Below are 21,247 nucleotides of genomic sequence, written 5' to 3' on the forward strand. Positions count from 1 at the left end.
ATCAGGCAGACCGGCTGTCCTTGTGTTCCTGGCTGCCGGGGTCGGCCGCCGCGGCAGCACGCCCGGCGTCCGCAAGCGCTCCCTGGAACAGCGCCTGCAGCGTCGCGATGACCTCGCGTGCGGGGCCGGCCGGATCGATCGAGTAGTGCCGGAACCGGCCCGCTTTGCGCTCGGTCACCAGGCCGGAGGCACGCAGCACACGCAGATGGCTGGAGACTCCCGTACGGCCGATGCTGCTGATCTGCCCGGCGAGCTCACTCACGGTGCACTCCTCGCGTTCGGCCAGCACGCCCAGAATCTGACGGCGTACGGGGTCGGCGAGTGCGTCGAACGCCAGGTCTGCGGGCACCTGTGATCGCCCCCCTCCATCGGTCAGCGACGGTTGACGTATCACAGCGTAGTCCAGGGTGCCGGACCGCTCTGAGGAGCCGCTTCCCCCCAGCCCGCTCCCGTCCGTCGGGAGATCGGGTTCAGCCCTTGACCGCCGAACTTGCGACACCTTGTACGAACCACCGCTGGAAGAAGGCGAAGACGATCAGCACGGGCAGGACGAGCAGCACGCCGAACGCGAGGACCTGGCCCCAGTCCACGGGCATCTGGCCCTGGAAGACGCTGATCTCCAGGGGCAGGGGGCGCACCGAGGGGTCGGAGACCATCAGGACGGGCCAGAGGAAGGAACCCCACTGGGTGAGGAAGGTGAGGATCGCGACCGAGGCGAACACCGGCTTCGACATCGGAACGATGATCGCGAAGAAGGTACGCCAGGGTCCGGCGCCGTCGATGCGGGCGGCTTCCTCGATGCTGGGCGGGATCGCTCGGAAGAACGTGGCGAACTGGTAGATGGAGAAGGCGTTCGCGATGAAGGGGACGGCCTGGATGTAGATGGTGTTGCGCTGGTCGTTGAACATGTAGAAGAGCGGGACGGCCACCGCTTCGAACGGGACCAGCATCAGCAGCAGCACGAGGGCGAAGACGGCGCGTTGGCCTTTCCAGCGCAGCCGGGCCAGTCCGTAGGCGGCCATGGAGTTGACGATCAGCCCACCGAGGACCACGACCGTGGCCAGGAGCAGTGAGATGCCCATGAAGCGCCAGAAGTAGCCGGTGGCATCGGAGTTGAAGCTGTCCAGGACGGCGGCGTAGTTGTCGAGGGACAGGTGGGTGGGCAGGAAGCCGGTCAGGCCGTTCAGTACCTGGTCGGAGGGCTTGAAGCTGCCGAGGATCAGGTAGAGGACGGGCAGGACGAAGATGAAGGCCAGCACGCTCAGGACGGCGTAGTCGAGGAAGCGGCGCAGGGGTGTGCGGGCGAGGCCCGTGTGGGTGCTCATGGTCAGTCCTCGTTGCCGGTGCGGACGGCGCGGCGCTGGATGAGGGTCAGGGCGACGACGATCAGGAAGAAGACGACGGTGATCGCGGACGCCTGGCCGACGTTGTTCTGGTCGAAGGCGGTGGTGACCGCCTCGTACATCACCGTGCGGGTGGCGTCCTCGTTCAGGCCGCCGCCCTTGACCAGGACGTAGACCTGGTCGAAGACGCGGAAGGACAGCACCGAGGTGAGCATGACGACGAAGACGAGGGTGCCGCGGATGCCGGGCAGGGTGACGTGGCGGAACTGCTGCCACCGGGAGGCGCGGTCGAGTTCGGCGGCCTCGTAGAGCTCGCCCGGGATCTGCTGGAGGCCGGCCAGCAGGATGACCATCTGGAAGCCGACGCCCTGCCAGACGGACAGCGCGATGATCGAGGCCATGGCGGTGAGTCCGTCGCCGAGCCAGTCGAAGGCGCCCCAGTTGCCGAAACTCACCACGTGCAGGGCGGAGTTGAGCAGGCCGTCGCCGCTGCGGGCGAGGATCAGCCGCCAGATGACGGCGACCAGGGCCATGGGGAAGACGACCGGCAGGAAGAACAGGGACCTGAACAGGCCGATGGCCTTCAGTTTGCGGTTGAGGAGGATGGCCAGGGCCAGCGCCAGGCCGGTCTGTACGGGGACCACGACCACGGCGAAGGTCAGGTTGTTCAGCAGGGACCTGAGGAACGGCCCGGACATGTCGGGGTCGGTGAACAGCCGCCGGTACTGCTCCAGGCCGAAGAACGTGGGCGCCAGCGGGGAGCCGAGGCGCACGTTGTAGAAGGAGAGCACGACCGCGTAACCGAACGGGACGCCGACGAAGGCGATGAGCCCGGTGAGGGCGGGTGCGGACATCAGCAGTCCGTGCATCCGGTCACGGTTCTTGCGGGGCGGCCGCGGGGACCTGGTCCTGGCGGCGGGCCGGCTCTGGTCTCGGCCGGAGGGCGCGGCGGCCGCGGGTTCCACGGTTTTCACGAGTGGTCCTGTTCCCGGCGGGGCGGACAGCCTTCTCTCAAGGTGCCCGCCCCGGCCGCTGGGTCCGACGGAGTTACGGGATCTTGTAGCCGGCGTTGTCGGAGAAGTCCTGGTCGATGGCGCGGGCGGCCTTCTCCAGGGCGCCCTTCGGGTCGGCGCCGCCGTAGATCGAGGCGAGGGCCTCGCTGAACTTGGCGGTGACCGTGGGGTATCCGGCGGTGAGCGGGCGGGTCACGGCAACGCAGGACTTGGTGATGTCACTGTCGCCACAGGGCTTGGCGAGCTGGTCGGCGAAGAGCTGGAGCGGGCCGCCCTGCTTGTACAGGGGGCTCGCGGCGAGCGCTGACTTGGTGCCGGGAGGGGCGCCGTTGGCCGTGGTCATCGCGGTGACGTTGGTGTCGTCGAGGAGGGAGTCGAGGAAGGCGCCGGCGGCCTTGCCGTTCTTGGAGCCCGCGCCTATGCCCCAGGCCCAGGAGCCCTGACCGGTCTTGGGGCCGTTCCCGAAGTCGGGCAGCGGCAGGACTACGAGGTCGGAACCGAGAGCCTCGCTGTACGCGGGGTACATCCAGTGGCCGACCCAGCTCAGGGCGACGCGGCCCTTGGTGAAGGCGTTTCCGTCGGTGTTGGGGTCGGTGTACGCCTTCCAGGACTGGAAGGTCTTCAGCGCGGAGGCCACGGCCGGGGTGTCCAGTACGCCCTCTGCCTTGCCGTTCTTCAACAACGATCCGCCGGCCGACCAGACGATCGGGGCGAAGCCGTACGTGCCCCACTCGGTCGCGTAACCGTTGGCCTCCTGGAGGTCCAGGCTCTTCCCGTCGGAGTCCTTGGCGGCCAGCTTCTTCACGGCGTCGGTGAACTCGGCCGCGGTCCAGGCGTCGGACAGCCCCGTCGGGTACTTGACCCCGGCGGCGTCCAGCAGCTTCTTGTTGCCGTAGATGCCGAGCCCCGAGTCGTACATGCCCAGGCCGTAGTGCTTGCCGCCGATCTCGCCCTCGGCCTTGATGGCGTCCGTGGCGTTGGCCATGGTCTTGGCGGAGACGTAGTCGTCGATCGCGGCGAGCTTCTTGTTGTAGACGAAGTTCGCCATGGTCGGGCCGTCGAACTCCATCACGTCCGGCAGCTTGGAGGCGTCGGTCGCGGTGATCGTCTTGGTGTAGTCGGCGTCGGGGATCAGGGTCAGCTTGGCCTTGACCTTCTTCTGTGAGGAGTTGAAGGACTTCACCGCGTTCTGCAGTGCGGTGGACTCGGCCTTGACGCCTTGATGGGCCCAGACGGTGATGGTGCCCGTGCCGCTGCCCTGCTCGGCGGAGGTGTCGGTGGTGCTGCCCCCGCCGCAGGCGGCCAGTGCGGCCAGGGGAAGGACGAGGGCCAGAGCCGTACAGGCTGTCCGGCGGGATGTTCTGCTGCCGATGTTCATCGTGGGTTCCTCCGGTGTGCGGTGCGGGTGAGGGTGGATGGTGCGGAGGTGCATGGGGGGATTCGGGGTCGGCACGGGCCTTACGGCGGCGTGGGCGATGGCTCCGTCATATGGGCCGCCCTTGCGGCAGGTCGGTACCGGTGCTCGGCTCCTTGATCACGAGGGGCAGCAACTCCCAGGCGTCGACCGCGTAGTCCAGCCGGGCGTCCGGCGCGGTGTGGGCCTGCAGGCGCCAGGGTCCGGTGCCCGTCGGGTAGAAGCGCAGGGTGAGCACCTGGCCGGTGGCGGGCAGGAAGACCTCGGCGACGGAGTGGTCGACGACCACGCGCAGCTCGACCGGCTCACCGGTGGGACAGGGCATCCGGTAGGAGCCCCCGTGGGCCCGGTTGTCCGCCGAGGCGTGGTCGCGGTCGACGACCAGTTCGCCGGTGCCCGGATCGAAGCGGATGTCGAGGTACTCGGTTTCGTCCGGGCCGGTGAGCAGTCGTAGACCGGCTGCGGCGGTCGGCTCCAGACGGGCCGTCAGGTCGAAGGCGCGGCCCACGCTGCCGAGTTCCACCGGCCCGGGGCCGTTGGCCACGCCCTCGGTGTGCACGGTGTGCTCGCCTCGCAGGGCGAGCAGTTCCACGGCGGGCCGCTGACGCAGTGTTCCGTCTTCGCTCACGGAGATCTCGCGGGGCAGGGTGAGCACGCCGGCCCATCCGTCCGCGACCGCCCAGGAATCCTCGCGGGCCTCATTCGACCAGCCCCACAGCAGCCACCGGCCGTCCGGTGCGCGCAGCAGCGCGGGTGCGTAGCAGTCCGGGCCGTGGTCCACGAGTACGGGTGCGCCGGCCTGGAAGACGTCGCCGTGCTCCTCGCCGACCAGGGCCACGACACAGCGCGGGCCGCCGTGTTCGTGCCACGCGCTGAAGATGAGGACACCGGGGCGTCCGGACTGTGCCGGGAGGTACTGGGGACACTCCCAGCCCTCGCCGGTGCGCAGGTCGGTGCCGCCGACCTGCTCCTGCTCGCGGGCGGCGAAGGGACCCAGGCAGGTCCAGGTGTCCAGGTCCGTCGACTCGTACAGCAGGGCGGCGCCACGGCCGTCCGCGAGGGTGGCGCCGACCAGCATGCGCCAGCCGTCTCCGTCCCGCCAGACGTACGGGTCGCGGTACATCGTGCAGCCCTCGGGCAGTTCGGGGACGAGCAGTTCGCCGTACGGGGTGAAGGTCCGACCGCCGTCGAGCGAGGTGGCTCGGGTGACCGGCTGGTGCTGGGGCGAGCGGTCCCAACGGTTCGCGGAGTAGAAGGCGATCAGCCGGTCGCCGTCGGAGACGGCGTTGCCGGAGAAGCAGCCGTCGGCGTCCTCGCCGCCCGGGGTCGGGGACAGGGCTGTCGGCAGCGGCTCCCAGCTCAGCAGGTCGGGGCTGCGGAAGTGGCCCCAGTGCATGTTCGCGTGGGCCACGCCGTAGGGGTTGTACTGGTAGAAGACGTGGTACTGGCCGTCATGGAAGACCAGCCCGTTGGGGTCGTTGATCCAGTTGCGAGGCGGCCGCAGGTGCGCGACGGGCCGGTACGGATCAGGGGGCGCGGTGGACACACACGTGCCTTTCGGTATGCGTGGAGAGCATGCGGGGACTATCACCGGGCGCAGCCGGCCACGATCCCCCCGCGGAACTCGAAGCTCGTAGATCTCGAAGAAGGCAGAAGGCGGCTTCCGCCGGCACTCACTGCGGGCGCCCGGCGGCATGGCGACGGAAGCCGGGTCCGGCCGCGAGCTGCGGGGGCGGCTTGTCGGAGCGCCGACGTCCGGTCGGCGAGAAGCGTGCGGCTCAGTAACCTCGCGCCTGAGAGGCCGGGGTGTCGGAGGAGCGGGACGGACTCGCGCGGAACCGGCCGACCGTGTCTGCCGGCTGGGGCTCGGGCTCGGCGAAGGCAGGGCCGGAGTCGGAGTCGGAGTCGGAGTCGGAGTCGGATATCAGCGGGCGGCGGCTCGTCGGCTCGTGGAACGGCTCAGGGGACATGTGTGTACCCTCACTGTGTTCGAAGTACTGACAGGGATGTCGACCGTTTGCCGCGGTCGCCTGTCTTGGTGCGAAACGCTTTGCCGTCCCGAGGTCAGAGTCGGGGCGGCGAAGTGACCGATGCCCGCGCCACGAGCGGGCAAAGCAGCATCTCCTGGGTGTCCGGGCCCGGTGGCCGGCCCGGCGTCGCGGTGAGCGCGAGCAACTGGGCCACGGCCCGTGCTCCCATCTCGTAGTGCGGGAGCTGAACCGTGCTCAGTGCGGGGTGCACGGCCTCACAGATCAGCTCCTGGTTGTCGAACCCCATGACCGACAGATCGGCGGGGATGGACAGTCCCAACTCCGCGGCGGCCCGGTAGGCACCGGCGGCCATCGCGTCGTTGAAGCAGAACAACGCCGTGGGGCGCTGCTCCGCCGTCAGCAGACGCCGGGCGGCGCGGTAGCCCGCGTCCACGTCACTGGCCGCGCTGCCGATGGCCAGTGCCGTCTCTGCGGCGACCAGGGACGGGTCATAGGCGACCCCGACCTCGGCCAACGCCCTGCGGTAGCCCTCCAGTCGGCCCCGCCGGGCGGGCACGTCGACGGTCTGCACGGTCACGCCGATCCGGCGGTGCCCGTAGTCGGTCAGCTCGCGCACGGCCGTGTAGCCGCCTTGCACCTCGTCGGGCACCACGAAGGGGATGGCGGGGTCGTCGGCACGCGCGTCCAGCAGCACGGTGGGGGTCGAGCCCAGGCTCTCCGGCAGACGCACGTCGTGGTGGTACATCGCCGCGTACAGCACACCGTCCACCTGCCGCTGGAGCAGCATCTCGATGCTGGTGCGCTCCAGTTGAGCATCGCCACTGGTGTTGACCAGAAGGAGTACCAGGCCCTCGGCCGCTGCGGCCTCCTGGGCCCCCAGAATCATCCGGCCCGCGTGGGGGGTGGTGGCGATCTCGTCGCTGACGAAGCCGATGGTCTGCGACCGCTTCAGCCGCAGCCCCCGGGCGAGGCCGTTCGGCGCGTACCCGAGTTCCTCGGCGACCTGCAGGACGCGTCGCCGGGTCTCGGCGCCGGCCCGCTTGCCCTCGACGCCGTTCAGGATGTGGGACACCGTCGCGGTCGACACACCTGCCGCCGCGGCCACGTCCTTGATCCCGATCCGGCGCGCCATTGCCCCTGCCCAAAGTAGTGGATATCGGGTTGGCTAATCGTTTAGCCAACTGCGTGAACATGAGAGTGCCGACGGTCGGAGCTGCTGTCAATAGCGCGTTACAAACTCTTGGCCGCCGCATGTCCTCGGCCGCGGGATCAGTCTGTGCGGACGGTCCGGAGAACGGCCTGCGGGGCGGTTTCCAGGACGGTGCGGACCGCGTCGTCGCCGAGCCGGCGGCGCAGCCGGGGGACGAACTCGCGGCCGAGCACGTCCATGCCGGGGCCACCGCCGTACGAGGTCAGCATGTTGCTGCGGCCCACGTCGGTGCCGAGGCAGACGTGGTCGAGCCTGCCGTGGGTGGCGATGGTCTCCAGCAGGTCGAGTACGACGGAGTCGGGCCGGTACTTGATGCGTCCGATGGTGTCGTAGACGAGATGGGCGCCGTGCTCGATGAGATCGAGGTGGAGGTAGGGGTCGGGGTTGCGGTCGGTGTGCGCGAGCAGTACCCGTTCGGCGGGGATGCCGTGGTCGGCGAGGAGTTGGAGGACGGCGAACGCCGCGGTGCCCACCTCGGTGTGGACGGCGATGGGCACCCCGGTCTGGGCCGCGGCGGCTGCCCCTGCGGCGAACCAGCGCCGTTCCAGACCGCTGATCTTCTGGTAGGAGGCGCCGAGTTTGATGATGCCGGCCTTGTGCGGGGTGGGCTCCGGGCGCGGGAACGCCCAGTCGTGACGGTCGATGCCGACGGTCAGGTCGTCCATGAGAACGCTCAGGAGAGTCCGGTCGTCCGCGTGGCGCGCCCAGTGGCTGTCGGCATAGTGCGCGGCGCGGTGGTAGCCGGTCGCGGCGACCACGTGGACCCCGGTCTGCCGGGATGTCTCCGCCAGCTCCAGCGGCTGACGTCCAAGGCCGACAGGGGTGAGGTCCACGACCGTACGGATGCCGGACGCGGCGACGAGCGTCAGCTCGGCGACCGCTTTCGCGGGGTCGAGGAAGTCGTCGCCGGGGTTGACGGGCGTACGCAGGAACACGTGCTCGTGTGCGTCGACGGCGCCGAGTTCGCCGGGCCGGACCGGGCCGAGGATGGTTTCGACGGACACGGGTTGCTCCTTGCTGACGTGCGGATGCGCGCGGGCCCGTGGTGGGTGCGGGGCGCCCGGCCGGGGGTCCGCGTCAGGACAGTTCGATGTGGAAGACGAAACGCGAGCCGGCGTAGCGGGATTCGGTCTGCTCGATCGGCGTGCCGTCGTCGGTGGTGATCAGTCGCCGCTCGACGAAGAGCGGGGCGCCCGGCTCCAGGTCCAGCAGCGCGGCGTCGTCGGGTTCCGCGATGGCGGCGATCTGGGTACCGGTGGCCCGGGCCGGCGTGAAGCCGTGGTCGGTCAGGGCCTGGTGCAGCGACCCGTTGGCCAGGTCGACGTCGAGCAGCCACGTGCAGAAGGGCGGCAGTACGACGTCCTCGATCGCCATCGGTTCCTGGCCGGCCAGCCGGATGCGGCGCAGGTGCACGACGCTCGACTCGGGCGCCAGGCGCAGGCCGGCAACCTCCTCCTTGGTCCCCGGGCGTACTTCGGCGGCGAGCACTTTCGAGGACACGGTCCTGCCGCGCAGGGCCATCTCCTGGGTGAAGGAGCGCAGTTGTCCCATCTGGCGGTGGACCTGGGGTTCACCGACGAAGGTGCCGACGCCGGAGACCCGGTAGATGGCGCCTTCGGCGACCAGCCGCTGCGTCGCCTGGCGCACTGTCATGCGGCTGACGCGGAACAGGTCGCACAGCTCCGCGTCGGATTCGATCGGGTCTCCCGGGCTGAGACCTGCGATCCGGCTGCGGATGTGGCGCTCCACTGCCTCGTGCCGGGGCATCGCGCGTCGACTCACCGGGGACCCCCTTATGTCTAGACCGGTAATGCCGGTCAACAGCATAACCCAGGCCCCTTCCAGGATCGCCGCTGCGGACCTGCCACAGCCATTGGGGAAAAGTCGCTGACGGGAGGGTTGACCGGCCGCGGGACTGCCATTACGTTTCACCCGTATTACCTGTCTAGATAGGTAGGGGCTGGTGGCGACCACAGGGGCGTCGTGCACCTGCGCAGTCCCCCGACCAAGTTGGAAAGGCCGTGCCGTGACTTCCTGGATCCGCTCCGCTGTCGACATCGTCGAACAGCTCGCGCAGTCCCAAGCCGAGGCGATCGAAGCGGCGTCCCAGATCGCCGCGCGGTCCATCGCGGCGGACGGCGTCGTCTACACCTTCGGCACCGGCCATTCGCGGATGCCGGTCGAGGAGTTCTTCCCGCGTTACGGGTCCTATCCCGGGTTCCAGCCGATCGCGGAACTGTCGATGACCTTCCACACCCAGGTGGTCGGCGCGAACGGCCAACGCCAGGCCATGTACATCGAGCGCGTCGAGGGCCTGGCAGCCCAGATCCTGGCCAACTTCGAACTCCGGCCCGCCGACAGCATGTTCGTCTTCAGCGTCAGCGGTCTCAACGCCGTCCCGATCGAGATGGCGATCGGCGCCCGCAAGGCGGGGCTGTCGGTCATCGTCGCCACGTCGCTGGCCGAGACCAACGCGAGCGAACCTCGGCATCCCAGCGGCACTCGCCTGTCCGACCACGCCGATGTCGTCATCGACCTGGGCTCGCCGGTCGGCGACGCGATCTGCGCCGTACCCGGACTGGACGTGCCGGTCGGCCCGGTGAGCACGTTCACCGCGGTCGCGGTGGTCAACGAGATCAAGGTCCGGGTCGCCGAACTGCTCACCGAGCGGGGCGCCATGCCGTCGGTGATCACCAGCGCCCGCCTGGTCGGCGCCGAACGCAGCGAGGACCTGTTCGAGGGCGCCTACCTGGACTTCGCCCGCCGGTCCGCGGCCACCCTGCGCACCGAAAGGGCCCCGCGATGAAGCGCGTACTGGTCGCGGGTGCCAGCGGCGGCATCGGCGCGGCCTGCATGCGGGCGGCGCGGGCCGGCGGTGCCGAGGTGTTCGGCGTCGACCGGGACACCCACGACGTCACCACCCCGGCCGGGGCCGACGCCGCGGTGGCCGCCGCCGTCGAGACACTCGGCGGGCTGGACGGCATCGTGCACGCGGTGGGCATGTCGGGGCGCAGGCTGGGCGACGGCCCGATCACCGAGTGCACCGACGACGCCTGGCGCGAGGTGCACCGGGTCAACCTGGACTCGGTGTTCTATCTGCTGCGCGCCGGGGTGCGTGCGTTGTCCGGCACCGGCGGTTCGATCGTGGTGATCGGCTCCGCGCTGGCCAGCACCCTCGACCAGGACTTCCTGACCGCCGCCTACGCCTCCGCCAAGGGCGCGCTGGTACCGCTGGTGCGGTCGGCCGCGTTCACGGGCGCACCGCACGGGGTGCGGGTGAACATCGTCGCCGCAGGGCTGGTGGACACCCCCATGGCCGCGCGGGCCATGACGAACCCCGCCATCCAGGAACGCCTGCCCCAGCTCATGCCGCTGGGCGCACGAGCCTGCACGGCTGACGAGGTCGCGCAGGCCGTGACCTGGCTGCTCTCGGACGACTCGGCGCGCACCACCGGGACCGTGGTTCCCGTCGACGGAGGGTGGCAGCTGCGATGAACGCACCGGAGCCAGACCAGGTCCGGATCAGCCCGCTGGAAGCCGAGCGGTATCCGCTGCTGTGGGACGGTGACGTGGCCGTCGTCGGGGGCGGCTCCGCCGGCGCCTCGGCCGCGGTGGCCGCCGCCCGAACGGGCGCGACCACGCTGGTGGTGGAGAACGCCGCCCACCTCGGCGGAACCGGCGCCACCGTGCTGGACACCTTCTACGGCTTCTACGCCCCCGGCGGCAGCGACCGGGTCGTGGGCGGCGTCGGCTGGGAGGTCTGCCAGGCGCTGAGCGAGCGCGGTGCGGCCTTCGAACGGCCCAACACCTACGGCGCGGGCACCGGTGTCACCTACGACCCCGAGGCGTTGAAGGTCGTCTGGGACGACCTGACCCGCGCCGCGGGAGCCCAAGTCCTCTTCCACGCACGGGCCTCCCGGGTCGTCATGGAGGGCGACACCGTCCACGGCATCATCGTGGAGACCGTCGCCGGTCCCGGCCATGTCCGGGCCAAGGCGGTCATCGATGCCAGCGGCGACGCCGACATCGCCTGGCGGGCCGGCTGCGCGCTGGAGCGGCCGGCGCCGCAGCGGGTCGTACAGCCCCTCACCCTGACGTTCCGGCTCGCCGGCGTCGACCTCGGCGCCACCTCCACGGCCGAACTGCACCGGCTGATGCGCGAACACGGCGACAGCGGCGCCTACGACCTGCCACGCCGGGAAGGCTCCGCGCACCGCACGACCGAAGCCGGAGTCGTCCATACCAACCTGACCCGGGTCAGCGGAGTCGACCCGACCGACCCCTGGCAGCTGTCCCTCGCGGAGTCGGAAGGCCGCCGTCAGGCAGCGGAGTACATCCGTTTCCTCACCGAGCGAGTCCCCGGCTACGAGAACGCCTTCCTCGCCGGGGCCGCCGCCCGCATCGGGGTCCGCGAGAGCCGGCGGCTGATCGGGGAGTACGTGCTGACCCGCGAGGACGTCCTGGCCGGACGGCAGTTCGAGGACGCCATCGCGCGGTGCGGCGCACCGATCGAGGACCATGCCGCGGGGCAGGCGACGATCTGGCAGTACGTCGGCTCCGGCGACGAGACGCCGACCGGCCGTACCTACGGCGTGCCGTTCCGCTGTCTGGTGCCGGCCGACGTGAACGGGCTGCTGGTCGCGGGGCGGTGCCTGTCCGCCACGCACGACGCGCACGCCTCCGTCCGGTCGATCGGGCAGTGCACGGCCATGGGGCAGGCCGCCGGGACCGCCGCCGCACAGGCGGCCACCACCGGCAGCCGGCTGCGTTCGATCGACATCGCCAAGCTCCGCGAGCAGCTCACCGCCGACGGCGCTCTGCTCTGACCCCGCATGCCCCTACCGGAATCGACAGTGCCCCAGACCCAGGGACGGCTCCCGATGCACCAGACCACGTCCGCACAGCCGGACTCCGCAGACACGACCGGTGACATCCGGGAGGCACTCGGCGCCTACCGTGTCCTGCCCGTCGTCGTCACCGACGATCCGCACATCGCACAGCCGTTGGCCGAGGCGCTGCTGGCGGGTGGGCTGCCACTGCTGGAGATCACGCTGCGGACACGCAACGCGCTCCAGGTGCTCGCCGAACTGCGCGACGTTCCCGGCGTGAGCGTCGGCGCCGGGACGGTCCTCAACGCCCAGGGGGCCGAGGCGGCGATCGCCGCGGGAGCCCGCTTTCTGGTCACCCCCGGGTACAGCAGTGCGGTCAACGACGCGGCCCGGCAGGCCGGCATACCGGTCATCGCCGGTGTGGCGACCGCGACCGAGATGATGCGCGCCCTCGACGACGGCCACGACCTCGTGAAGTACTTCCCCGCCGGGGTGGTCGGCCCCTCCGCGCTGAAGGCGCTGGCCGCGCCGCTGCAGGGGCTGCGGTTCGTGCCCAGCGGCGGCATCACAGCACAGAGCGCGGCGGAGTGGCTCCGGTTGGAGTCCGTGGTCGCGGTCGGCGGAAGCTGGATGGTCACCCCGCGGTTGCTCGCCGAGCGGTCCTTCTCCACGGTCACCGCACTGGCCCGGGAAGCGGTCGCTCTGGCCAACCAGGCTATACAGCCTCACTAGTCCGATCCAGCTACACCAAATCGTTAGAGCAAAAGGCATTGCCGGGATGGTTTCCGACACGTAAATTCCAGCCAGTCTATACAGGTTGTACTAGACGGGAGCGGCAGATGACACTGACCCGCGAGAGGGACCGCGCCGGCGGCCCTGTGCTCGGTGTCGACATCGGAGGCACCAACATCAAGTGGGTGCTCTGGACCGACGGAGAGGCGGCGGACGCCGGCTCGCTGCCGACTCCCCGGGGCGGGCCCGACGCGGTCGTCGCCGCCCTCGGGGAACTGGCCGACCCCGACACCGTCACGGCGCTGGGAGTGGCGGTCCCCGGCCACCTGAGCAGGGACCGCCGGTCCACGACGGTCATCCCGAACCTCGCCGGCGACTGGGACGGCTACCCGATGGCCGATCGCTTGCAGAGTTCCACCGGGATCACCGCCGTCCTCCTCAACGACGCCCGGGCCTTCGCCCGCGCCGAACTGGCGCTCGGTGCCGCACGCGGCAGATCCGAGGCGGTATTCGTGACCATGGGCACCGGGATAGGGGGTGCCGTCGCCGTCAACGGTGAAGTGGTGTGCGGCCCAGGAGACACTCTCGGCGAGATCGGGCATGTAACGGCCGTCGCCGACGGCGCCCCCTGCGGTTGCGGAGCGCGCGGCTGCCTGGAGACGCTCGCCGGCGGCCGGGCCCTGGCGGATGCCTGGTCGGCGCGGACTTCTGCCGACGCCGCGGCCGGAGTGTTGCCTCTGGTCGAGGCGGCCCGGCTGGGCGACGCCGCTGCTCAGCGGATTCTGGATCGGGCGGGCCACGCGATGGGCACCGTACTGGGCAGCGTTCTGGCCCTGCTCGGACAACACACTGCTGTCGTCGGCGGCGGTGCCGCGCCGGCGTTCGCGTTCATGCGCTACGCCGTCGTGCAGGCCCTGTTGCCCCGCCACGGCCTGATCGGAAAGGTCGAACTGCTCTCCGCGGGGCTGGGTTCTCAAGCGGGCGCCATTGGTGCGGCCCTGCACGCGGCGGAGCACACCGGGCCACACCGAACCGACCACCAGCTCCTCCATACGGTGGCACCACTGCCCAGAGCGCCGTAACCCGTCGCCGCCGGCCTCACCGTCGTGCCTGCCGGTGCACCCCACAGGCAGCGCACCTCCACACCCGGAGCCCCGTCTCCCCTCTCCGCGCACTCCTCTGCCCGTGTCACCCGGCTTGCGGCACCACTCCATCCCGCAACCCGTACGGCAAGAACGTCACTCCTCACTTCCCTCCCGGCAGTCGCCCGGCCCTTCGCCATACCCGGAAACACACCCACCCGAAGGAATGACCATGTCCGAAGACAGCGCACCGCGCAGCAACAGATTCTCCCGGCGAGGGCTGCTGGCAGCCGCCGGCGCCATCGGGGCCGTCTCCGCCGTCTCCGCCTGCGACAGCAGCAAGGACACCGCCGACAGCTCCGCCTCCGGTGGATCCGGCGGGGTCTACTACTGGCTGTCGCACGGCACGCCCGGCGACCCGATCTGGGTGATCGCCAACAACGGCGCGACCCAGGCGGGCAAGGACCTGAAGGCCGATGTCCGTACCTCGTTCTTCAGCAACGACGTCGCCAAGCAGAAGGAGGCGTTCACCTCGGCGATCGCGGCCAAGCCGGCCGGGATCGCCACCTCGGCCCCGCAGCCGAAGGTGCTCGACGACCTGATCGCCCAGGCGACCAAGGCCGGAATCCCGGTCATCACCTTCAACTCCGACACACCCACCAGCAATCGACTGGCCTACGTCGGCGCCGACCTGCAGTTGGCGGGTGTCACCTGGGCGAACTACCTCGTGGACAACGACCTGGTGAAGTCCGGCGACAAGGTGTGGCTGCCCGTCGAGGCCGCCGGCGCCACCTACCAGGTACTGGAGACCACCGGCATCAAGTCCGTGTTCAGCAAGCACTCCATCACCGTCGACGTCTTCCAGGCCGGCTCCGACCCGGCGCAGTCCCTGTCCGCCATGCAGGACTACCTCACCGCGAACAAGTCGTCCGTCGCGGCCGTCATCGGACTCGGCGACCTCGTGATGGGCAACATCCAGAAGGCGTTCACCGCGGCCGGCATCGCACCGGGCAAGACCCCGGTGGTCGGATGGGGCAATACCAAGGACACCGCGACAGCCGTCAAGGCCGGATACGTCCAAGCGGCCCTGTGGCAGTACCCCGACTCTCAGGGATACCTGCCGATCGCCCTGCTGAAGATGCTCAAGGACGGCCTCGGCGCCGGCTACGACATCGCCACCACCGCGCTCTACACCAAGGACAACGTCGACGACTACGCGAGGTTCCTCAAGTGAGCAGCACCACCGAACAGGCCGCGGAAGAGGCCACCGCCGTTCCACCGGCACAGGTGCCCGCCTCGCCCTGGCGCTTCCTCCGCAACGCCGCCGCCGTCCCCGAAGCCCTGCCCGCGACGATGCTGGTCGTCGTGGTCGTGGTGTTCTGGACGTGGAACTCGGCGTTCGTGTCGTCCGAGAATCTCAGCGGCATCCTCGCATTCCTCCCCGAAGTCGGCCTCATCGCGCTCGGCATGACCATGCTGCTCACGGCCGGGCAGTTCGACCTGTCCGTCGGCGCGGTCTTCGGGTTCGTCCCCTTGCTGGTGTTCATCCTCGTCAACCAGAGCGGCCTGCCCCTGCTCGGAGCCATGGCGGTCGGCCTCGTCGCGTCAGCCGTCATCGGCCTGGTCAACGGCCTCATCGTCACCAAGGCCAACATCTCCTCGTTCCTGGTCACGCTGAGCACCCAGCTCATCATCGGCGGCGGCGCGCTGTACATGTCCAGCGGCTTCCCGCAGTCCACCCTCGACATGGGTTCGGCCGTCCGGTCCGCCCTCGTGGGCAAGACGACCATCGCCGGCATCACCGTCTACTCCAGCGTCCTGTGGTTCCTCGGCATCGCCCTGGTCCTCGGGTACTGCCTGTCCCAGACGCGTCTGGGCAACTGGATCTCGGCGACGGGCGGCAACCCGGATGCCGCCCGGGCCCGGGGCATCCGCACCGACCGCGTCACCATCGGCCTCTTCGTCCTCGCCTCGCTCCTGGCCGGCTTCGCCGGCATCATCTCCGACCTGCGGATCGGAACGGCTTTCCCAACGGCCGGACAGGGCTACGAACTTGAGGCCATAGCCATGGCGGTCGTCGGAGGCACCTCTCTGTTCGGAGGACGCGGCACCATCATCGGCACGATCCTCGGCGCGCTGCTGCTGCGCGTCATCCGCAACGGCGTCGTCCTGGTCGGCGTGCCCGGTCTCGCCTACACCATGTTCGTCGGCGGCATCATCCTGCTCGCGATGATGCTCCAGGGCGCCCTGCACAAGTTCGGCATCCTCACGAAGGGAGGCAGGCCATGACCGCCACCACACCCCCGCCCCAGCGGCTCGTGGAAATGACCGGCATCCGCAAGTCGTTCGGCGGAGTTGCCGCCCTGAACGGCATCGACCTCCACGTCGACACCGGTGAGATCGTCGCGCTCCTCGGCGACAACGGCGCCGGCAAGTCCACCCTGATCAAAATGCTCAGCGGCATCGGCCGACCGGACTCCGGCTCGATCCGGATCCGGGGCAAGGAGCTCGGGCTTCGCTCCGCCCGGGACGCGATCGACGCCGGGATCGAGACCATCTACCAGGGCTCCGCACTCGTCGACGAACTGAGCGTCTCCCGCAACCTCTTCCTCGGCCGCGAACCGCAGAAACGCCTCCTCGGATTCCTGCCACGCCTCGACAAGCAGACCATGGACAAGCAGTCCAAGGCACTGCTGAAGGAAATGGGCCTGCACCGCGACGTGGATCCCAGTTCCTCGATCGCCAAGATGTCCGGCGGCGAACGCCAGTCGATCGCCATCGCCCGCGCCATGCAGTTCGAAGCCGACCTCATCATCCTCGACGAACCGACCAACAACCTCGGCGTCGAAGAGACCTGGCGCGTCCTTCAGTTCATCCGCGACGCGAAAGCCGCCGGAAAATCCAGCATCTTCATCACTCACAACATCTTCCACGTGTTCCAGGTGGTCGACCGCGCCGTCATCCTGCGCCGTGGCGAAGTCGTGGCCGACCTGACCATCGCCGACACCACGATCGAGGAGGTCGAACGGCTGATCACGGGGACAACCACCCCGGTCTAGAACAAGCCCTGCCCGGACCGGTCCTCACCGTGACGAAGGGCGTCCCCGGCTCGTGCTCGACCACTTGCCCGGACGCCCTTCCGACAGCGCCCTGTCATCGTGTTCCTGCTTGCTCAGTGGCCGAACTCATTCGGCAGCACCTCGCACCCCATGTCCACACGGCCGGAGGGACGCCCGAGCCGTGGCCGGCTGGAGGACTTCATGGACCGCATGCTCCTGATGCGCAGCTTCGTCACCGTCACGCAACTCGGCAGTTTCAGCGGACCGCCCGAGCCCTGAGCTCGTCCGGCTCCCTTCGCCGAGGTCGAGGCGGAGAGCGGGAACCCCAGGTCAGCGCACCCTTCCGCGCGGTTTCAGTGGCACCGGCGGGATTTCGGGAGCAGGGAGTGGCGCCCCGTCGTACCCCACCACCTCACCGAACCGCGAGCCCGCCATCCAGTCCGAACGGGCCTGTGCGATGTCCTCGTTGGACCGTCCGATGAAGTTCCACCACATGATCAGCTCCTCCTCGAAGGGCTCGCCGCCCAGGAGCATGAGGCCCGCGTCGGACTCGGCCCGCAGGGGGAGTTCGGTGCGGCCGCAGCCGAGGTAGAGCATCGAGCCCGGAAGCAGCGGTACGCCGTCGACGTGGGCCTCGCCCGACATGGAGAGCACCGCGTACTCGAAGTCGGGATCCAGGGGCAGGCGTACGTCGGTGCCGCTCGACAGGGCGAGGTCGGCGCCGACGATCGGGGTGTACGTCGTGCCGGGTGAGGTCGTGCCGTCGACGGTGCCCAGGATGAGCGTGGCGCGGAGGCCGGGAGCCGTGACCAGGGGCAGTTCGGCGTGGTGCTCGAAGCTCGGGTCGGTGTGGCGGTGGCTGTCCGGGAGGGCGACCCAGAGCTGCGCGCCGTGCAGAAGGCGGGCGTGCGACTTGGGGCTCTCCTCGGAGTGGCTGATGGCCCGGCCCGAGGTCATGAGGCCCAGTTCGCGCAGGTGGATGGTCTGCAGGCTGCCCGTGGAGTCGCGGTGCAGCACCTCGCCCTCGTGCAGCCAGCTGACGGTCTGCAGGCCCATGTGCGGGTGCGGCGGAACCTGCATGCCGGGCTCGTCGGCGATGTCGTCGGGCCCGTAGTGATCGACGAAACACCACGCGCCGACCATACGGCGGCCCAGGTTGGGCAGCAGGCGGCGGACTTCGGTGGACTCGCCGAGCTTCACCCGGCGGGGGCTGAGGAGTTCGCGCACCGGCTCGGCCACCACGAAACCGCGGCCACCGCACAGCGCGGGAACTGCCTCGCGATCAAGATTGCTCATGCCCCACAACCTAGCCCCGTGGGGGACCCGCCGTCAGGCCATCGACCCGCCCATTGAGGGGCACTTGGCGCAGAACCGGCAGAGGGCTTAGGACCCGGGTCTCAGGCGTGTACGCCGTTGGTCGGACCAGAATCAAAAATAGTAGCCATGGACATAGTAGCCATGTACGGTTTCTTGCATGAGTTCGATCAAGTCGGTGACCTGGTGAGTTCGGTGCCCGAGAACGCGACGCCCGGTTTCCTCGTCTGGCGGCTGTCGATGAAGTTGCGGGTCTCCGTCGACCGGGCGCTCGCACCGTTGGGCCTGACCCACGCGCAGTACTCGCTATTGGGGTCGCTCTACGGCATGCACAGGGCCGGCCGCCGGCCGAGCCAGCGCGCGCTCGCCGACCACACCGGACTCGAACCGCTCTACGTCTCCAAGCTGGCCCGCGCCCTGGAGGCGGCCGGAATCGTCGACCGGACACGGGATCCGGCCGACCCCCGTGCGGTCCAGCTGTCCCTCACGAAGGAGGGGCACGAGGTCACCCGCCGCGCGATCGGGGTGGTCCAGGACCTTCTGGACCAGCTCTTCGAACCACTCGGCGGGCTCGACGGCGAGCGCACGAAGGTGTTCAGCCGCGAGTTGGCGACCCTGCTCGACGTACCACTCGATCCACGTCCCGAGACCGAGAAGGCACCACCCAAGAACGAACACCCCTAGAAGGAACCTACCGAGAAGGAGCAGTCATGACCACCGCCACTCCCCTCGTCAACGGCCAGACCATAGGCCTTGCCCACTACGCGAGCCGCGCCCTCCTCGAGCGCGTGCTCGCCCGGAGCGGAACCACGTTCAACCAGTCGGTGGCCCTTCGAGCCGTCTCGGACAACGGCGGCACGGTCGAGCGGGCCTGGCTCGTGGGCCGCCTGACCGGCGCACTGAAGATCGACGAGTCGGCCGCTCACAAGACGGTCGCCGGGATGACCGACGCGAAGCTGCTGGAGCCCGTGGCCGGGCAGGTGTCCCTCACGGACAGCGGCAGGGAGCTGTTCGAGGGGGTCCGCGTCGGCGGCAACGAGATCGCGGCCCGGCTGTACGCGGGCATTCCGGCCGAGGAGCTGGCGACCGCGGGGCGCGTACTGGCTCTGGTCACCGAGCGGGCCAACGCGGAGCTGGCCGACGCGTAGCCCCCTCGGGCCGAGGTCGTGGAATATTCAACCATCGACCGCAGTTGAGGCCGTCGAAGGAGGTCAGCAGTGAACACGACGTACTACGACCACGGGACGGCCGCGGAGCGCTGGGAGCGGGCGCGGATGTTCTTCGACGCCAAGGACTATGCCGCCGCTGCGCGGGTTCTGGGTGGCCTGGTCGAGGAGGTGCCGGAGCAGGTCGGACCCCGGCTGCTGCTGGCCCGCTCGTACTACCACTCGGCTCAACTTCGGCGTGCGGAGGCCGAGTTGCGCGTTCTTGTGGAGCTCGACCCGGTTGAGCACTACGCGCGGCTGATGTTGGGGCGCACGCTTCAGCGGCAGGGGCGGGGCGCCGAGGCGGAGTCGCATCTGCGGATCGCGTCTGCGCTTGCCGGTGATTTCTCGCAGGTGTAGCAGACCCCCGCGAAGAAGGCCGGTCACCTCGGTGACCGGCCTTTCGCATGACTCGCGGAGTTCCGCGGCGGCGGATCGGGGCTGGAGCGGATGGCGGCTGCGGGGCAACCTGCCGGTTGGGGTTGGGGGTTGGGGCGGTTTTTTCGCCCCCTCCGCCCCTACCCGTCCCGTACCTGGGGGCTGCCGCCCCCCCGAGACCCCCGCATCGCGCTGACGCGCTCGTCCTCAAACGCCGGACGGGCTGAAAGATCTCCCCCGGCCGGACCGAGGCTTCTCAGCCGCCGTACGCCCTCCTCCCCCGTCGGTGCGCGATCTCGCCGAGCAGTACGTCCACGGCGATGAACACCGCCAGTGGGATGCCGAGCAGCGGGACGAAGTAGCCGAGTACGGCGATGGTTGCCATGGCGGGGACCAGGATCTGCGGTGGGACCTGGGCCCAGGCGCCGCGTGGGATGGGGCGGCCGAACGCGGAGGCTCGGCCGCGTAGCCACCACATGCGGTAGCCCAGGACGATCAGGAGGATCAGTGAGCCTGTGAGGGCCATCAGCACGATTTGGTTGACGAGGCCGAAGAGGACGCCGGTGTGGGCGTCGATGCCCCAGCGGGTCAGCTTGGCCAGCAGGGGGTAGTCGGCGAAGCGGAGTTCGTCGGTGACCTCGGCGGTCGTCGGGTCCACGGCCACCGCGTCCTGCTTCTCGGGCCAGCTGCGCTGGACCTGCTTGACGACGTAGGTGGAGGAGGCGTCGGCGGGCGGGACGATCTCGACGGGATCGCCGAGGCCCTTGGCGCGGGCGGCGGCGAGGATCTCGTCGAGCCCCGCTCCGCTCTCCGTGTCGACCGTTCCGGCCGCGGCGTCGTGTTCCGCGTGCTCGCCGCCCGCCGAAGAGACCGAGGGGGTCGACTGGCCGAGCGAGGTCCTGAGGACGTCGATGTTCGCGCCGGCGTACGTCGACCAGGTCAGGCCGGTCCCCGAGAGGAAGATGAAACCGGCTGCCGCCCAGACGCCCACCGTGCCGTGCAGCCCCAGGGTGCGGCGGCGCCCGTTCGTGCCGCGCACCTTGCGCTGCGAGCGGCGGCGCGCGAACCACAGCCCGAGGCCGCCGCTCGCGATCACCCAGAGCCAGCTGGCGGCGAGTTCGCTGTAGAGGCGGCCGTTGTCACCGAGGTGCAGGTCGCGGTGGAACTCGTCGATCCAGGTGCGCACCGGGAGCGCGCCTGTGGAGCCGTACTGCTCCAGGGCGCCGCGCACCTTCGTGGTGTACGGGTCGACGAAGACCGCGAGGGTGTGGTCGGCGTCGATGCCCGGGGCTCCCGAGATCATCACCCGGGTCGTCGCATCCGCCTCGGGTGAGGGGCGTACCGCCGTGACCGTGCCCTCCGGGTGGGCCTTGCGGGCGGCGGCCACCTGGTCGGACAGTGCCAGCTTCTCGTCGCCGACCGGGACGGTCAGCTCGTGCGAGTAGATGATCTTCTCGGCCTGGAAGGAGGCGGCGTACAGGAAGCCGGTCGTGGCGGCTACCAGCAGGAAGGGGGCGACGAGCACGCCGGCGTAGAAGTGCAGGCGCAGTACCAGGGGTCGGAGCGAGGACCAGGTTTTTCGGGTGGGTGCCGGGGAGACGGACTGCGGGGACTCGTCCGTCGTGGTCGGGGGAGCGGTGGACATCGGCGGGGTTCTCCGGTCGTGCAGGGGACGGA

23 protein-coding genes are annotated in these 21,247 nt (G+C 69.8%); 12 read left to right on the forward strand and 11 right to left on the reverse strand.

Going from position 1 to position 21,247, the window contains the following annotated elements:
• Position 1 precedes the first annotated feature (1 nt).
• From OG219_RS47065 to OG219_RS47105, 9 genes are all read right to left on the reverse strand, one after another.
• Positions 2-349: a helix-turn-helix transcriptional regulator gene (locus OG219_RS47065; RefSeq protein WP_266837809.1), complete on the reverse strand. Its 348-nt coding sequence runs from the start codon at positions 347-349 to the stop codon at positions 2-4.
• A 121-nt stretch (positions 350-470) separates the two neighbouring features.
• Complete coding sequence (locus OG219_RS47070) at positions 471-1,325, reverse strand: carbohydrate ABC transporter permease (protein WP_266837811.1); 855 nt, start codon at positions 1,323-1,325, stop codon at positions 471-473.
• Positions 1,326-1,327: 2 nt separating this feature from the next.
• Positions 1,328-2,317: a carbohydrate ABC transporter permease gene (locus OG219_RS47075; protein ID WP_266837813.1), complete on the reverse strand. Its 990-nt coding sequence runs from the start codon at positions 2,315-2,317 to the stop codon at positions 1,328-1,330.
• Positions 2,318-2,390: 73 nt separating this feature from the next.
• Positions 2,391-3,734 (reverse strand): sugar ABC transporter substrate-binding protein, encoded by a 1,344-nt coding sequence (locus OG219_RS47080; protein WP_266837815.1) that lies wholly within the window; start codon positions 3,732-3,734, stop codon positions 2,391-2,393.
• A 106-nt stretch (positions 3,735-3,840) separates the two neighbouring features.
• Positions 3,841-5,316, reverse strand: a complete 1,476-nt coding sequence (locus tag OG219_RS47085; RefSeq protein ID WP_266837817.1) for a glycoside hydrolase family 32 protein — start codon at positions 5,314-5,316, stop codon at positions 3,841-3,843.
• Between the two features lie 232 nt (positions 5,317-5,548).
• Positions 5,549-5,740, reverse strand: coding sequence for a hypothetical protein (locus tag OG219_RS47090; protein ID WP_266837819.1), 192 nt, complete (start codon positions 5,738-5,740; stop codon positions 5,549-5,551).
• 94 nt (positions 5,741-5,834) lie between these two features.
• Positions 5,835-6,893, reverse strand: a complete 1,059-nt coding sequence (locus OG219_RS47095) for a LacI family DNA-binding transcriptional regulator (RefSeq protein WP_266837821.1) — start codon at positions 6,891-6,893, stop codon at positions 5,835-5,837.
• Positions 6,894-7,030: 137 nt separating this feature from the next.
• Positions 7,031-7,975: a phosphotriesterase gene (locus OG219_RS47100; protein WP_266837823.1), complete on the reverse strand. Its 945-nt coding sequence runs from the start codon at positions 7,973-7,975 to the stop codon at positions 7,031-7,033.
• Between the two features lie 73 nt (positions 7,976-8,048).
• On the reverse strand, positions 8,049-8,753 hold the full coding sequence (locus tag OG219_RS47105; RefSeq protein ID WP_266837825.1) for a GntR family transcriptional regulator: 705 nt from the start codon (positions 8,751-8,753) through the stop codon (positions 8,049-8,051).
• A gap of 244 nt (positions 8,754-8,997) precedes the next feature.
• Between OG219_RS47105 and OG219_RS47110 the strand changes: the two genes are divergently transcribed.
• The 9 genes from OG219_RS47110 (at position 8,998) to OG219_RS47150 (ending at position 16,952) form a co-directional block, all read left to right on the forward strand.
• Complete coding sequence (locus tag OG219_RS47110; protein WP_266837827.1) at positions 8,998-9,777, forward strand: SIS domain-containing protein; 780 nt, start codon at positions 8,998-9,000, stop codon at positions 9,775-9,777.
• On the forward strand, positions 9,774-10,466 hold the full coding sequence (locus OG219_RS47115; RefSeq protein ID WP_266837829.1) for an SDR family oxidoreductase: 693 nt from the start codon (positions 9,774-9,776) through the stop codon (positions 10,464-10,466). The genes OG219_RS47110 and OG219_RS47115 overlap by 4 nt, the downstream gene beginning before the upstream one ends.
• Positions 10,463-11,797: an FAD-dependent oxidoreductase gene (locus OG219_RS47120; protein WP_266837831.1), complete on the forward strand. Its 1,335-nt coding sequence runs from the start codon at positions 10,463-10,465 to the stop codon at positions 11,795-11,797. Before OG219_RS47115 ends, OG219_RS47120 begins: the two co-directional genes overlap by 4 nt.
• Positions 11,798-11,851: 54 nt before the next feature.
• Positions 11,852-12,532, forward strand: coding sequence for a bifunctional 4-hydroxy-2-oxoglutarate aldolase/2-dehydro-3-deoxy-phosphogluconate aldolase (locus OG219_RS47125; protein WP_266837833.1), 681 nt, complete (start codon positions 11,852-11,854; stop codon positions 12,530-12,532).
• Between the two features lie 107 nt (positions 12,533-12,639).
• Positions 12,640-13,614 carry an ROK family protein gene (locus OG219_RS47130; protein ID WP_266837835.1) on the forward strand — a complete coding sequence of 325 codons (975 nt, stop codon included), beginning with the start codon at positions 12,640-12,642 and terminating at the stop codon, positions 13,612-13,614.
• A gap of 232 nt (positions 13,615-13,846) precedes the next feature.
• Positions 13,847-14,848, forward strand: coding sequence for a substrate-binding domain-containing protein (locus OG219_RS47135; protein ID WP_266837837.1), 1,002 nt, complete (start codon positions 13,847-13,849; stop codon positions 14,846-14,848).
• The gene (locus OG219_RS47140; protein WP_266837839.1) at positions 14,845-15,903 is read left to right on the forward strand and encodes an ABC transporter permease; all 1,059 of its coding nucleotides are present in this window, start codon (positions 14,845-14,847) and stop codon (positions 15,901-15,903) included. The genes OG219_RS47135 and OG219_RS47140 overlap by 4 nt, the downstream gene beginning before the upstream one ends.
• Complete coding sequence (locus tag OG219_RS47145) at positions 15,900-16,673, forward strand: ATP-binding cassette domain-containing protein (protein WP_266837841.1); 774 nt, start codon at positions 15,900-15,902, stop codon at positions 16,671-16,673. The genes OG219_RS47140 and OG219_RS47145 overlap by 4 nt, the downstream gene beginning before the upstream one ends.
• Positions 16,674-16,823: 150 nt before the next feature.
• Entirely contained in the window at positions 16,824-16,952 is a 129-nt protein-coding gene (locus OG219_RS47150; protein ID WP_266837843.1) for a hypothetical protein, read from the forward strand.
• Positions 16,953-17,003: 51 nt separating this feature from the next.
• On the opposite strand, the gene OG219_RS47155 is transcribed toward OG219_RS47150, so the two are convergent.
• Positions 17,004-17,969, reverse strand: coding sequence for a pirin family protein (locus OG219_RS47155; protein WP_266837845.1), 966 nt, complete (start codon positions 17,967-17,969; stop codon positions 17,004-17,006).
• Between the two features lie 204 nt (positions 17,970-18,173).
• Between OG219_RS47155 and OG219_RS47160 the strand changes: the two genes are divergently transcribed.
• From OG219_RS47160 to OG219_RS47170, 3 genes are all read left to right on the forward strand, one after another.
• Positions 18,174-18,671: a MarR family winged helix-turn-helix transcriptional regulator gene (locus OG219_RS47160; protein WP_266837998.1), complete on the forward strand. Its 498-nt coding sequence runs from the start codon at positions 18,174-18,176 to the stop codon at positions 18,669-18,671.
• Positions 18,672-18,697: 26 nt separating this feature from the next.
• Complete coding sequence (locus OG219_RS47165; protein ID WP_266837847.1) at positions 18,698-19,135, forward strand: MarR family winged helix-turn-helix transcriptional regulator; 438 nt, start codon at positions 18,698-18,700, stop codon at positions 19,133-19,135.
• A gap of 69 nt (positions 19,136-19,204) precedes the next feature.
• On the forward strand, positions 19,205-19,552 hold the full coding sequence (locus OG219_RS47170; protein ID WP_266837849.1) for a M48 family metallopeptidase: 348 nt from the start codon (positions 19,205-19,207) through the stop codon (positions 19,550-19,552).
• A gap of 274 nt (positions 19,553-19,826) precedes the next feature.
• Here OG219_RS47170 and OG219_RS47175 read toward each other — a convergent pair whose 3' ends face one another.
• Positions 19,827-21,215, reverse strand: coding sequence for a PepSY domain-containing protein (locus tag OG219_RS47175; RefSeq protein ID WP_266837851.1), 1,389 nt, complete (start codon positions 21,213-21,215; stop codon positions 19,827-19,829).
• Positions 21,216-21,247: the final 32 nt, after the last annotated feature.

This window comes from Streptomyces sp. NBC_00038, assembly GCF_026343635.1.
Lineage (GTDB): Bacteria > Actinomycetota > Actinomycetes > Streptomycetales > Streptomycetaceae > Streptomyces.